Source organism: Streptomyces sp. NPDC001401 (assembly GCF_042895385.1).
Lineage (GTDB): Bacteria > Actinomycetota > Actinomycetes > Streptomycetales > Streptomycetaceae > Streptomyces.
This window is the reverse complement of record NZ_JBIAWI010000027.1, coordinates 32,317-44,864: the sequence shown is the minus strand read 5'-3', so window position 1 is coordinate 44,864 and position 12,548 is coordinate 32,317. Positions and strand designations below refer to the sequence as shown.

Annotated in this window: 12 protein-coding genes; 7 read left to right on the top strand and 5 right to left on the bottom strand. The window is 72.2% G+C overall.

What is annotated here, in order from left to right:
* Positions 1–108 precede the first annotated feature (108 nt).
* The 5 genes from ACFY10_RS50165 (at position 109) to ACFY10_RS50145 (ending at position 5,552) form a co-directional block, all read left to right on the top strand.
* Entirely contained in the window at positions 109–501 is a 393-nt protein-coding gene (locus ACFY10_RS50165) for an ankyrin repeat domain-containing protein (protein ID WP_390672113.1), read from the top strand.
* A gap of 301 nt (positions 502–802) precedes the next feature.
* Positions 803–2,221: a HEAT repeat domain-containing protein gene (locus tag ACFY10_RS50160; RefSeq protein WP_390672112.1), complete on the top strand. Its 1,419-nt coding sequence runs from the start codon at positions 803–805 to the stop codon at positions 2,219–2,221.
* A 186-nt stretch (positions 2,222–2,407) separates the two neighbouring features.
* Positions 2,408–3,553, top strand: coding sequence for a glycosyltransferase family 4 protein (locus ACFY10_RS50155; RefSeq protein WP_390672111.1), 1,146 nt, complete (start codon positions 2,408–2,410; stop codon positions 3,551–3,553).
* On the top strand, positions 3,550–4,707 hold the full coding sequence (locus tag ACFY10_RS50150) for a glycosyltransferase (RefSeq protein ID WP_390672110.1): 1,158 nt from the start codon (positions 3,550–3,552) through the stop codon (positions 4,705–4,707). Before ACFY10_RS50155 ends, ACFY10_RS50150 begins: the two co-directional genes overlap by 4 nt.
* The gene (locus ACFY10_RS50145; RefSeq protein WP_390672109.1) at positions 4,704–5,552 is read left to right on the top strand and encodes an SGNH/GDSL hydrolase family protein; all 849 of its coding nucleotides are present in this window, start codon (positions 4,704–4,706) and stop codon (positions 5,550–5,552) included. The genes ACFY10_RS50150 and ACFY10_RS50145 overlap by 4 nt, the downstream gene beginning before the upstream one ends.
* A gap of 64 nt (positions 5,553–5,616) precedes the next feature.
* Here the strand turns inward: ACFY10_RS50145 and ACFY10_RS50140 are convergent, their stop codons facing one another.
* From ACFY10_RS50140 to ACFY10_RS50120, 5 genes are read right to left on the bottom strand one after another with little or no spacing between them, the layout of a single operon-like run.
* Positions 5,617–6,495 (bottom strand): biotin-dependent carboxyltransferase family protein, encoded by an 879-nt coding sequence (locus ACFY10_RS50140; RefSeq protein ID WP_390672108.1) that lies wholly within the window; start codon positions 6,493–6,495, stop codon positions 5,617–5,619.
* Positions 6,492–7,109, bottom strand: a complete 618-nt coding sequence (locus ACFY10_RS50135) for an allophanate hydrolase subunit 1 (protein ID WP_390672107.1) — start codon at positions 7,107–7,109, stop codon at positions 6,492–6,494. Before ACFY10_RS50135 ends, ACFY10_RS50140 begins: the two co-directional genes overlap by 4 nt.
* The gene (locus ACFY10_RS50130; RefSeq protein WP_390672106.1) at positions 7,106–7,864 is read right to left on the bottom strand and encodes a LamB/YcsF family protein; all 759 of its coding nucleotides are present in this window, start codon (positions 7,862–7,864) and stop codon (positions 7,106–7,108) included. Before ACFY10_RS50130 ends, ACFY10_RS50135 begins: the two co-directional genes overlap by 4 nt.
* A 19-nt stretch (positions 7,865–7,883) precedes the next feature.
* Positions 7,884–8,705, bottom strand: coding sequence for a putative hydro-lyase (locus ACFY10_RS50125; protein ID WP_390672105.1), 822 nt, complete (start codon positions 8,703–8,705; stop codon positions 7,884–7,886).
* On the bottom strand, positions 8,702–9,997 hold the full coding sequence (locus tag ACFY10_RS50120; RefSeq protein WP_390672104.1) for an MFS transporter: 1,296 nt from the start codon (positions 9,995–9,997) through the stop codon (positions 8,702–8,704). The genes ACFY10_RS50125 and ACFY10_RS50120 overlap by 4 nt, the downstream gene beginning before the upstream one ends.
* A gap of 176 nt (positions 9,998–10,173) precedes the next feature.
* Here ACFY10_RS50120 and ACFY10_RS50115 point away from each other — a divergent pair, with 176 nt between their 5' ends.
* Together ACFY10_RS50115 and ACFY10_RS50110 are read left to right on the top strand one after the other, a co-directional pair.
* Positions 10,174–10,878 (top strand): GntR family transcriptional regulator, encoded by a 705-nt coding sequence (locus ACFY10_RS50115; protein WP_390672103.1) that lies wholly within the window; start codon positions 10,174–10,176, stop codon positions 10,876–10,878.
* 133 nt (positions 10,879–11,011) lie between these two features.
* Complete coding sequence (locus ACFY10_RS50110; RefSeq protein ID WP_390672102.1) at positions 11,012–12,538, top strand: hypothetical protein; 1,527 nt, start codon at positions 11,012–11,014, stop codon at positions 12,536–12,538.
* The last annotated feature ends 10 nt before the right edge of the window (positions 12,539–12,548 follow it).

The following is a 12,548-nucleotide window of genomic DNA, read 5'->3' as shown; positions in this document are numbered from 1 at the left end:
CTGCCTGATCTGTGGTGATCTTTACCTCCGGCGGATCGGGTCATGTACCGCGGGAGCCAGTACCCTGGCGATTCACCTGAACGGTTGTATTGAGAGGCGGTCCGGCCGATGACTGAAGCCCCCGACCCCGAGGTCGTGGAGCTGGCGACCAAGATCTTCGATCTGGCCCGGCAGGGGCGGACCGAGGCACTCGTGGCGTACGTCGACGCGGGAGTTCCGGCCAACCTCACCAACGACCGCGGTGACTCGCTCGTGATGCTCGCCGCCTACCACGGGCATGCAGACGCGGTACGCGCCCTGCTCGCCCGGGGCGCGGAGGGCGACCGGATCAACGACCGGGGCCAGACTCCGCTCGCCGGGGCCGTCTTCAAGGGCGAGACGGAAGTGATCAAGGCCCTCCTGGAGGGCGGCGCCGATCCGGCCGCGGGCACCCCGTCGGCCCTCGACACGGCGCGCATGTTCGGCAAGACGGAACTGCTCGAGTTGTTCGGCGCACACTGATCCGAATGTTCTGACCAGCGAAAACACAGAAAACGGGGGAGGCGGTACAGGGCCGCCGAAATATCGGTCGCGGCAGGTCGAAGTGCCGAGTCATCATGACGTCGTGATTCACGGACGCGATGGCTGGGCAGGTGTTGCCGCACCGCGCGGGCCGTGATGCGGTCCGCATGGGCCAATGACGAGAGGCAGAGGAAGATGGTCTACAGCAAGCAAGAGACGGCGGGCGCCCCGACGTTGTGTCACGCGGCCAGGTAATGCGTGTTCCCCGGTTGCGTCGACGCTTGATGTGAGGCTGTTTCCCATGTTCGAACCGGTCATAGCGCCCAGCGGTACGCTGCTCGGCCTGCTCCAGCGGGGCCGCGGCGACGGCACACTGCATGCGCTCACCGCCCCGCGCGCCGAGGCGCTCGCGGCGCTGAACCACTGTGTGCTGCGCGACCCCCGCCACGACTGGCAGGTGGAGAACCGCTCCCTCTACTACGCCCGTCTCTATCTCGACCTGAGCGGCGAGCTGGACGAGATCGAGGCGCACCTCTTCGACGTCGAGGACGTCTTCGACACCGAGGAGTCCCGCACCGGGCTGGCCCTGGCCGTCCTCGGCCACCTCGCCTCGTACGGCAGGCTGGACGCGCTCGGACTGCTGCGCAGGTATGCCGCCTCCGGCTCCAACTGGGCCTGGGCCCTCGACGAACTGGCGCTGCGCGACGACGACGCCGGGCTACGGGCCCTCGCCGCTCCCGTACTGGCCCGCTTCGCCACCGACGCCGAGGGCGAGGCCGAACTGGCCACCGTCGTGCGTGACGCCTTCGAGCCCCGGCCGTGGCGGCTGTGGGCGAAGGATCCGCGCGAATCGATCGCCACGCGTGTGCGTGCCGCCCAGGAGGCCGGCTGCTTCGACCGCTGGCAGCGGCAGATGCGACCATCCGGGCCCCGTCCGGGGTGGAGCGTGCGGGCCGTGTTCGAGTGGGCCCAGCAGGGCGTCGAACGTGGCGCCGCGCTGCACGTCCCGGCCGCCCGCTGCCTCACCGCCGTCGCCGGCCCCGAGGACCGGCCCGAAATCGTGCAGGCCGCCAAGGACGGCACCGACGGAGCCCGCTGCACCGCGCTGCGCTACCTCGCCGACAGCAACGATCCCGACGCTCTCGACCTGATCGAAGGTGCCGTGCTCACCGGCACTCCAGCCGTCGTGGAGGCCGCCGTCGACGCCTTCGAACGGATGCGCAGTGTCGCCGCCGTCGACCGGGCCCGCGGCTGGGCCCACCGGCCCGACCCCCTGGGCGCCGCCGCCGGCCGTATGCTCGCCTGCCGCGGGGGAACCGAGGACAAGGACCTCGTCCTCGGTGCGTTGCGCGAAGCCGTACGGGGCGAAGGGCCGGACGCACCGACCCTGTGGACCCTCGTCGACGGCACCGGCCGGCTCGGCATCGCCTGCGCCGCCCCCGTACTGCGCCATATCTATCGCGAAACCGCCTCCTCCCATCTCCGCGGCCGGGCCGCCCGCGCGCTGGCCGCCACCGATCCCTCCTTCCCGGCAGGCTTCGCCGTCGAGTGCCTCTGGGACTGCGAGGAGACCACCCGTGAAATCGCCGCCAGGCACGCCGAGACCGGCGACGCCCGCGTCGTCGAACAACTCCGCCGGCTCGCCGCCGATCCGGCCGAGGAAGCCGAAGTGCAGACCGCCGTACGAAGTCGGATCGCTCCCGACGGACCCGCTGTTTGAGCCAGCCACGCACGCGTACTCCGGGCCGTGGCACGGCCACTGGGTGAACAACGGGTGACCCGCGGGTCAGGTGGTCATGGACACGGCCTGACCTGCTCGGGTGTGCAGAGGAACGCTCACGGGACGTTCATCGTTCGCAAAGATCCACGTTGACGCGACCACGTCCAGCACGGCGACAACACGGGTATGCGTGTCGTCATAGTGACCGAATCCTTTCCCCCCGACGTGAACGGCGTGGCCCACTGCGCGCTCCAGACCGCCCGGCACCTCGTAGATCGCGGTCACCTTCCCCTCGTCGTCGCCCCGGCCAGCACCGCTCTCGTCGGCCGGGCCGGGACCGGGCCCGACGCCCAGGCGCCGTGCCCCGTCGTCCGTGTCCCCTCCCTCCCGCTCCCTGGCTATCCCCAGGTCCGTGTCGCCCTGCCCAGCCGACGTCTGGCCGCGGCCGTCGTCGAGCACCGGGCCGACATCGTCCACCTGGCCAGCCCCTTCGTCCTCGGCGTCCGCGGCATGGCGGTCGCCGCCCGTCTCGGCGTCCCGGCCGTGGCCGTCTACCAGACGGACCTGGCCGGATACGCCCGCACCTACATGGGCGCCGGCGAGGCCGCGGCCTGGCGGCGCATCCGCTCCGTCCACTCCGCCGCCGACCTCACCCTCGCCCCCTCCAGCGCCTCGATGCACGACCTGGAGACCCACGACGTGCCCCGGGTCAAGCTCTGGCAGCGCGGCGTGGACACCGTCCGTTTCCGCCCCCACCTGCGCGACGAGGCCCTGCGCCGCGAACTCGCCCCGAACGGTGAGCTGATCGTCGGCTACGTCGGCCGGCTCGCCCCCGAGAAGCACATCGAGCTCCTGGCCGGCGTATGCGGCCTCGAAGGAGTGAAGGTCGTGGTCGTGGGCGACGGCCCGAGCCAGCCGAGCCTCGCCGAGGCACTGCCGGGCGCGGTCTTCCTCGGCCGCCGCACCGGTGACGAACTCGCCCGGATCTACGCCTCGCTGGACGTCTTCGCGCACACCGGCCCCTTCGAGACCTTCTGCCAGACCGTGCAGGAGGCCATGGCCAGCGGCGTTCCGGTCGTCGCGCCCGCCGTCGGCGGCCCCCTCGACCTGGTCGCCCACGGGCGCACCGGGCTGCTGGTGCCACCCCATGACGCGGACGCCGTACGGGATGCCGTGCGGTCCCTGGCCGCAGACCCGGAGCAGCGGGTCACCTTCGGCGCCACCGCGCGCGCCACCGTCGAGGGACGCACCTGGGCCGCCGTGGGCGACCAGCTGATCGGGCACTACGCGGACGTGCTCGCCGCGCGGCAGAAGACGGCGGTGGCGGCATGACCTCGTTGCGGATCGTGCGCCTGGCGAACTTCGTCGCTCCCTCCTCCGGCGGTCTGCGCACCGCCCTGCGCGAACTGGGCAAGGGCTTCAAGGCCGCAGGTCACGAGCCGGTGCTCATCGTCCCCGGCGAGCGTGCCGACGACCGCGACACCGAGCAGGGGCGCGTCATCACCCTGCCCGGACCGCTGCTGCCCGGCACGGGCGGGTACCGGGTGCTCACCGACAAGCGGCGCGTGGCCCGGCTCCTGGAGGAGCTGGCCCCCGACCGCCTGGAGGTCTCCGACCGCACGACCCTCAGGTGGACCGGCAAGTGGGCGCGACGGGCCCGCGTCCCCGCCGTGATGGTCTCCCACGAGACCGCCGACGGCGTCCTGCGCACCTGGGGCCTGCCGGAGGGCGCGGCCCGCCGAGCCGCCGACGCCCTCAACGTCCGTACGGCGCACACGTACGCGCGCGTGGTGTGCACCACCGAGTTCGCCGAGCGGGAGTTCGTGCGGATCGGCGCCCGCAATGTCGTACGCGCCCCGCTGGGCGTCGACCTGGTCGAGCGGCACCCCGCGTTGCGCGACCCGGGGCTGCGTGCACGCTACGCGCGCGTGGACGAGTCGCTGCTCGTGACGTGCACCCGGCTGTCCGTGGAGAAGCGGCCCGGCACGGCGCTGGACGCCCTCGAGGCGCTGCTGCGCCGGGGCAGGCGGGCGGTGCTGGTGGTGGCCGGGGACGGTCCGCTGCGACCGCGGCTCGAACAGCGGGCGCGGGAACGCGGGTTGCCGGTCACCTTCCTCGGGCACGTCTCCGACCGTGGCGCGCTGGGCGCGCTCCAGGCCTCCGCCGACGTGTGCCTGGCACCCGGGCCCGCCGAGACCTTCGGGCTCGCCGCGCTGGAGGCGATGGCCTGCGGCACGCCGGTGGTGGTGAGCACGTCGTCCGCGCTGCCCGAGGTGATCGGATCCGCCGGAGCCGTCGCGGCGGACCACGGGGACGCCTTCGCGGACGCCGTCGACATGCTGCTGGAACTCCCCGAGCGGGAGCGGCGCGAGACCGCACGCGCGCGTGCGGAGTGCTTCAGCTGGGGCACGGCCGTCGACGCGTTCCTCGCCGCACACGACGCGACGGCACCGGTGCGTCCTTTCGTGCCCGGGGGCGTGGCATGAGACCCGTGCGTTTCGTCGCCCTCGGCGACTCGCTGACCGAAGGCGTGGGCGACCCCGTCGCCGACGGGTGGCGCGGCTGGGCCGCGCTGCTCGCCGGCGGGCTCGCCGAGGAGCCCGTGGAGTTCACCAACCTCGCCGTCAGCGGCGCGCAGACCCGGGAGGTGCTGGAGCAGCAGACGCCGGCCGGGCTCGCCCTGCGGCCGGACGTGGTGTCCGTGGTCATCGGCGTCAACGACACCCTGCGCTGCACCTTCGACATCCACGCCGTGGCCGAACGGCTCGACAAGGTGTACGCCGCCTTCACCAAGCAGGGCGCGACCCTGCTCACGGCCTGTCTGCCCGACCCCGGCTCGATGCTCGGCCTGCCGGGCTCCCTGGCCCGTCCGCTGGCCCGGCGGCAGCGAGCCGTCAACCGGGTGGTCCACGCGCTCTCCGACCGCTACGGGGCCGTCCACCTCCACGCGGCCGAGGAAGCCTGGATCACGGACCGCGCGATGTGGAGCGCGGACCGGCTGCACCCGGGCGAACAGGGGCACCGGCAACTGGCCGTGCGCTTCCACTCGCTGCTGGCGGAAGCGGACCGCACGACGGGCACCGCGCCCTCGCCCGAGCCGGAGTTCCCCGTGCCCACACGGTCGGCGAGCTTGTTGTGGCTGGCCACGGCGGGTACCGCGTGGGTGGCGCGGCGGTGCACCGACCTGTTGCCGCAGCTGTTGCGGCTGGCCGCGGACGAGATGCGGCATCGGGTGCGGGGGACCAGTGCGCGGTTGGATCTGCGGGCCGCTGCGGCTGTGTCGGCGGCGTTGGCTGCAGTTTCTGTGGTGGAGCAGCCCGATGCGGCGTAGCGCTGCGCGGGCCCGTGGCTCTCTGCGGGTTCGGTGGGGCTGGTCGCGCAGTTCCCCGCGCCCCTTAAGGGCGTTGGTGCGTGCGTATCCCCACAAAGCGGACCGGTGTGCCCGGTGCCGCCTGGGCTGCGGTCGGGAGGTCCTGTGGGTGGACGACCGCGATCACTGGGTAGCCGCCGGTGGTCGGGTGGTCGGCCAGGAAGACGACCGGTCTGCCGTCCGGGGGCACCTGAACCGCGCCCAGCACCATGCCCTCGCTGGGGAGCTCGCCCGGCAGGGCTCGTTCCAGGGCGGGGCCCTCCGTGCGCAGGCCGATGCGGTTGCTGGCGGGGGAGACCCGGTACGTGCGAGAGATGAACGTGTGCAGTGCCTTCCGCGTGAACCAGTCGTCGCGTGGGCCGAGCGTCACCCGTAGGACGAGTTCGGTCGGAGGCGCGGGCTGGGGGGCGACGTCCACGCGCGCGTGGAAGTGTTTCGGCGTACCCAGGGGCAGCACCATGCCGTCCGCGAGGTGTGCCGGGCCGAGGCCGGACAGCAGATCTGTCGAGCGGCTGCCGAGTACCGCCTCGACGGTGATGCCGCCGGAGACGGCCACATAGCTGCGTACTCCGGAGACGACCGTGCCAACCTCCAGGAGTGCACCGGCCGGCACACTCACCGGCGCTCCCCAGGCGACCGGCCGTCCGTTCACCCTGACCGGGCAGGGGGCGCCCCCGACCGCGATCGTGACCGTCGAACGCGGCCGTAGGGCACACCCGTTGACCGTGGTCTCCAGAACGGCCGCCTCGGGCGGGTTGCCGACCAGCCGGTTGACGAGCGCCGCCGTTGGGCCGTCGAGCGCACCCGAGCGGGGCACGCCGAGGTGTGCGTGCCCGGGGCGTCCCCGGTCCTGCACGGTGGTCAGCGCTCCGGCTCGTACGACGACGAGTGCGCGGTCCGTCACGGGCACCCCACCGGGACGAAGCGCACACGCGTGCCGGGCGACAGCAGCGCGGCCGGCACGCGCGCGTGGTCCCACAGCACGGTGTCCGTGCGCCCGATCAGCTGCCAGCCGCCCGGCGACGAGCGCGGGTACACGCCCGTGTAAGGGCCCGCCAGCGCCACCGAACCTGCCGGGACGGCCGTGCGCGGGGTGGCCCGGCGCGGGACGTCGTAGAGCGGCGGCAGGCCGGTGAGGTAGCCGAAGCCCGGGGCGAACCCGCAGAAGGCGACGCTGAACTCGGTGGCCGCGTGGATACGGGCCACGTCCTGCTCGCCGACGCCCCAGTGAGAGGCGACGTCGGCGAGGTCGGGACCGTCGTAGCGCACCGGAATGTCCACGACTGCCTGTTCGCGACGGGGAGCGGCGGGCACCTCGGAGGCGGTCAGTTCGGAAGCCAGACGGACCGGGTCGTCGAGGCCGTCGAGCAGGACGGTGCGGGCCGCAGGGACGATCTCGCGCACCGTGAGCAGGCCCTCCGCCCGGCGCCGCAGCAGCTCCGCGTGCAGGGCCTGTGCCTCGTCTCCGGAGGACACCTCGACGAGCAGGGCACTGTCCCCGACAGGCAGCGCCCTCATGCGAAGGCCTCCACCCGGACCCCCGACTCCTGCAGGCGTTCCCGGACCCGTCGGGCCAGCTCGACGGCGCCGGGAGTGTCACCGTGCAGGCACAGGGAACGCGCGCGTACGTCGACGCGCGCACCGGAGTGCGAGGTGACCGTGCCGAAGCGGGCCAGGCCCACCGAGCGCTCCACGACGGCCTCCGGGTCGGTGACCACGGCACCGTCGTGGCCGCGCGGCACGAGCGTTCCCTCCGGGGTGTACGCCCGGTCCGCGAAGGCCTCCGTGACGGCGGGGAGGCCCGCCTTGGCGGCGTGCTCCAGCAGGCGCGAGCCGGGCAGGCCGAGCACGGGCAGCGAGGCGTCGGCGAGCCTTATGCCGTCCACGACCGCGTCGGCCTGCTCCTCGTCGTGCACGACGCGGTTGTAGAGCGCGCCGTGCGGCTTGACGTACGACACGCGCGTGCCCGCCGCGCGCGCGAAGACCTCCAGGGCGCCGATCTGGTACGCCACCTCGGCCGCGAGCTCCGCGGGCGGCACGTCCATCGCGCGTCGCCCGAACCCCGCCAGGTCCCGGTAGGAGACCTGGGCGCCGATCCGGACGCCGCGCTCGGCCGCCAGCTCGCACACCCGCCGCATGGTGGCCGCGTCCCCGGCGTGGAAGCCACAGGCCACGTTGGCGCTGGTGACGACGGACAGCAGCCGCTCGTCGTCGGTCAGCTGCCAGCGGCCGAAGCCCTCGCCGAGGTCGGCGTTCAGATCGATCGAGGTCATGGATCCTTCGTGTCTCGTCTCAGGCGACGCGGTACTGCTCGTCGCGGGCGTCGGTCAGGAACATCTGGCCCGGTGCGTGCGTGATGGCGAACGGCGGGAGCGAGGCCATCACCGCTGCCTGCGGGGTCACTCCGCACGCCCAGAACACCGGGATGTCGTCCGGCTCGACGTCCACCGGGTCGCCGAAGTCGGGGCGGCCGAGATCGTCGATGCCGAGCCCCGAGGGATCGCCGCAGTGTACGGGGCTGCCGTGCACCGCCGGGAGCAGACTGCTCTCCCGTATCGCCGCCGCCAAGTGCTCCGGCGGCACCGGCCGCATGGACACCACCAGCGGGCCGTGCAGCCGCCCCGCCGGACGGCACTGACGGTTCGTCACGTACATCGGGACGTTGCGGCCCTGCTCGACGTGGCGGATCGGCACGCCCGCCCCGGCCAGCGCCCACTCGAAGGTGAAGCTGCAGCCGATCAGGAACGACACCAGGTCCTCGCGCCAGTGCGCGCGTACGTCCGTCGGCTCGTCCACCAACTCGCCGTCCTGCCACACCCGGTAGCGCGGCAGGTCGGTACGCAGGTCCGCGCCGTCCGCGAGGACCGTGGTGACGGAGCCGGCGTCCGTGACGTCGAGCACGGGACAGGGCTTGGGGTTGCGCTGGCAGAACAGCAGCATGTCGTACGCCCAGTCCGCGGGCACCGAGATCAGGTTGACCTGGGTGTGGCCGGCCGCGACACCGGCGGTGGGCCCGGCGAGTCCTTCCCGGAAGCGGGCCCGGGCGGTTTCCGGGCTCCACGCGTGCGCGTGCTCGTCGACGATGGTCAGAGCGCGGTCTTCCGTACGGTTCACGCGAGTTCCTTCCCACGGGTCTCCGGCAGGCCCAGCAGCGCCAGCGCCGCGAGGCCGTAGCCGATCGCGCCGAACACCAGCGCGCCGCCCACGCCCCAGCTGTCGGCCAGGAAGCCGACCGTGGTGGGGAAGACGGCGCCCACGGCGCGCCCGGTGTTGTACGTGAAGCCCTGTCCCGTGCCCCGAACCGCCGTCGGGTACAGCTCGCTCAGGTAGGACCCGAAGCCGCTGAAGATCGCCGACATGCAGAAGCCGAGCGGGAAACCGAGCACCAGGAGCAGGGTGTTGGCGCCGTGCGGGATGTTCGCGTACGCCAGGATGCAGATCGCCGACAGCAGGGCGAACAGCCAGATGTTGCGCTTTCGGCCCAGCCGGTCGGTGAGGTAGCCGCCGGTCAGATAGCCGAGGAAGGCGCCGGAGATCAGGAAGGTCAGGTAGCCGCCGGTGCCGACGACCGACAGACCGCGGTCGGTCTTCAGGTACGTCGGTACCCAGGTGGCGAGCGTGTAGTAGCCGCCCTGGACGCCGGTGGAGAGCAGTCCGGCGAAGACTGTCGTGCGCAGCAGGCCGGGCTTGAAGATCGCTGTGAACGAGCCCTTCTGCGTGCTCTGTTCGCGTACGGCGGCCGCTTCCGGGGCGTCGTGCACCCGGCGCCGCATCCAGATCACCAGCAGTGCGGGCAGCGCGCCCGTCCAGAACATGATGCGCCAGGCCAGGTCGTTGCCGGCGAACGAGAAGACCAGGGTGTACACGATCGCGGCCAGGGCCCAGCCCACGGCCCACGAACTCTGGACCGCGCCGAGGGTACGGCCGCGGTGCCTGGCGCTCGCGTACTCGGCGACGAGGATCGCGCCGACCGCCCACTCACCGCCGAAACCGAGGCCCTGGAGAGCGCGGAAGACCAGCAGCGTCTCGTAGTTGGGCGCGAAGCCGCAGGCCACGGTGAAGACCGCGTAGGTGATCACCGTGATCATCAGCGCCCTGACCCGGCCGACCCGGTCCGCCACCACCCCCGCGACGGCGCCGCCGACCGCGGAGACCACGAGCGTGACGGTCGTGAAGAGGCCGGTCTGGCCGCTGTCCAGACCGAAGTACGCGGCCAGCGCGACCATGCTCAGGGGCAGCGTGAAGTAGTCGTACGAGTCCAGGGCATAGCCGCCGAAGGCGCCCGCGAAGGCGCGGCGGCCGCGCGGACCGAGGGCGCGCAGCCAGCCCAACGCGCCGTCGTCGAGGGCGTGTTCACCGGTTCCGGGCTGTTCGGTCAGGGCCTGGGGTGGAGGGGTCGTGCTCATGGGCACCTCGCAGTGGGAGGACGGAGGGTGCTTCAGAAGTGAGCCGTGCCGTGCGGGAGGAGCGGTCGGCGCCCGGGTGCGGGAGACGGCGCCGTGCGTAGCAAGGTAGAGGATCGTTGAACGATCCTTCAATACCCATGTTGTTTCGTTCTTGTATCTGCGATTGAATTCCGGGCATGGCAGAGCAGCTGACAGGACTGGCCGACGACCGGGCTCTCCTGGGGCGCACCAGCACCGCCGAGCGCGTCTCGGACATCCTCAGGGGCCGCATCGCCGAGGGATTCTTCCCGCCCGGCACCCGGCTCTCGGAGGACAGCATCGGCGGCGCCCTCGGTGTCTCCCGCAACACGCTGCGCGAGGCGTTCCGGCTGCTCACGCACGAACGTCTGCTCGTCCACGAGCTGAACCGGGGCGTCTTCGTCCGGGTCCTGACCGTCGAGGACGTCGAGGACATCTACCGCACCCGCCGCCTCGTCGAGTGCGCCGTCGTCCGTGGGCTCGGCGAGCCGCCGTACAGCCTGGACGCGCTCGGTGAGGTCGTCGAGGAGGGGCAGCGGGCCGCGCGCGAAGGTGACTGGAAAGGCGTGGGTACCGCCAACATCCACTTCCACCGGGAGCTGGTGGCCCTCGCCGGCAGCGCCCGCACCGACGAACTGATGCGCAGCGTCTTCGCCGAACTGCGCCTCGCCTTCCACATCGTGGACGACCCGAAGCGACTCCATGAGCCGTATCTCGCGCGCAACCGTCAGATCCTGCAGGCCCTGCAGGCGGGGGACCGGCCGGAGGCCGAGAAGCTGCTCGCGGTGTATCTGGACGACTCCCTGGACCGCGTGGTCGACGTCTACCGTCGCAGGGTGGGGGAGGGCGAAGCCCTCCTCTGAGGGGCGCGGGGAACCGCGCGAGAAACCCCCTCCGGCCCGCACACGAATCCCGACCGGTAGCCGCCCGCCCGACCGCCGGGGGCGATCCGCGTCGTTTGGGTCGTTGTCAGACCGAGGACCTAGTCTGTGCACCGTGACTTCGCCTGCATCGACGGACAGCGTTCCGCCCCAGCTCAGCGCGGGGCCGCGCCCCGCACCGGGCCCGGCCGCCGACGAGGGGCTGGCGCGGCGGCTGCGCGCGCTCGCCTGCACCGCGCCGCTGCACGACCTCGACGCACGCAAGGCCAACCTCGCGGGCGAGTACTCGGTGTACGGCATGGCGGAGGTGGCCCTGGCCGCCATCGACCTGGTCACCCTGAACATGGACTTCGACACGGGCGCCGACCACGACCAGATAGTCGCCCGGCTCATCCCGCGCATCGCCGCCCAGGCCCCGCAGCGGCCGGTCGCCGAGCACGAGCGCGTGGCCCGCTGGGTGCTGGAGAACCTGATCAACGTCGGCAGCGTCGACCGCGGCTTCCGGGCCGTCTACGGCACGTTCACGACCGACGGCAGCTACGTCCGTCGTGACTACGACTTCAAACTGATCGAAGAGGTGCCGGGCCCTGGCGGCACCGTCTACCTCCGTACGACGGACGAGGCGGTCAACGTCCTGGTCGGCGCCCTGGACACGGACGTCACCAGCGCGCAGATCGCCGCCGAGGTCAAGCTGGAGGTCCTGATCAACCGGGGCCGCCTAGCCGACGCCCAGCTCGCCGCCGAGCAGGCCCGCTACCGGACGGTGCAGTACTCGGAAACCCTGCGCAGAGCCCTGGACGCGACCCGGCGCAACGTCCGGGCGGTGGACTGGCTCAACTCCGTGCCCGACATGATCGCCGAGGCGCTGGACCACGTGGCCGACCGCTACCGGCACGAGAACGCGATCCTCACCAACATCCGCAAGGCGCGGGACGAGACCGAGGACCCCGAGCACAAGCGGCGCGCTGCCGAGCTCGTCGACATCGTCAAGGACTGCATCCGCAGGCACACACAGCTGCAGTCCCGCCTGCTCGAGGCCGGGCCGCTGTTCCGCGCCGAGCAGGACCGGCAGGCGTTTGCGACGCCCATGACGTCGTCGGGGATCGACCTGTACGGACACCTGCTCGCCCCCGTGCTGCCCTTGCCGCTGGAGCAGGCGGTCCGGGTCACGGATGCCTTCTTCGCCCGGGGCACCGGACTGCGTACGCCGGTGTCCGTGAGGGTGGGGGACCTTGTCGACATACTGCTGACGCCGCCGGTGGAGCGGGAGCACCTGGGTGCGGAGATGCCGGAGCCGGATCTGATCGCGACGCCGGACGACAGCCGGTTCAGCGAGGAGCAGTTGGCCGCGGCGACGGAGCTGCTGGATCTGCCTGCCGATGCGCCGCGTCGGTTGTCGGGGTTGCTGGCGGAAGCCAGGCGCCAGGATCCCGATCTGCCGTACCTGGTGGCTCTGCTGGCGGTGCACGCGGCCAGTCCGGCTGTCGGTACGGCATACCGCCAGGGCGAGGAGAAGCTGCTGTTCGCCGTGGACGACGGGACGGAGTTGGACGATCCGGAGTTCGGCGGAGCCGATCTCATCGTCGGCACGGCCTTGCTGGACGCGGCAGGGATGGCGGCGGACCGGACGGAAGCAGCATGAGTGAGCAAGA

Excerpts from the sequence above, each read along its gene's own strand:
- ACFY10_RS50130 (WP_390672106.1), bottom strand. The coding sequence starts at position 7,864 with ATGACCTCGATCGATCTGAACGCCGACCTCGGCGAGGGCTTCGGCCGC.
- ACFY10_RS50115 (WP_390672103.1), top strand. The coding sequence starts at position 10,174 with ATGGCAGAGCAGCTGACAGGACTGGCCGACGACCGGGCTCTCCTGGGG.
- ACFY10_RS50155 (WP_390672111.1), top strand. The coding sequence starts at position 2,408 with ATGCGTGTCGTCATAGTGACCGAATCCTTTCCCCCCGACGTGAACGGC.
- ACFY10_RS50120 (WP_390672104.1), bottom strand. The coding sequence starts at position 9,997 with ATGAGCACGACCCCTCCACCCCAGGCCCTGACCGAACAGCCCGGAACC.
- ACFY10_RS50165 (WP_390672113.1), top strand. The coding sequence starts at position 109 with ATGACTGAAGCCCCCGACCCCGAGGTCGTGGAGCTGGCGACCAAGATC.
- ACFY10_RS50160 (WP_390672112.1), top strand. The coding sequence starts at position 803 with ATGTTCGAACCGGTCATAGCGCCCAGCGGTACGCTGCTCGGCCTGCTC.
- ACFY10_RS50150 (WP_390672110.1), top strand. The coding sequence starts at position 3,550 with ATGACCTCGTTGCGGATCGTGCGCCTGGCGAACTTCGTCGCTCCCTCC.
- ACFY10_RS50135 (WP_390672107.1), bottom strand. The coding sequence starts at position 7,109 with ATGAGGGCGCTGCCTGTCGGGGACAGTGCCCTGCTCGTCGAGGTGTCC.
- ACFY10_RS50145 (WP_390672109.1), top strand. The coding sequence starts at position 4,704 with ATGAGACCCGTGCGTTTCGTCGCCCTCGGCGACTCGCTGACCGAAGGC.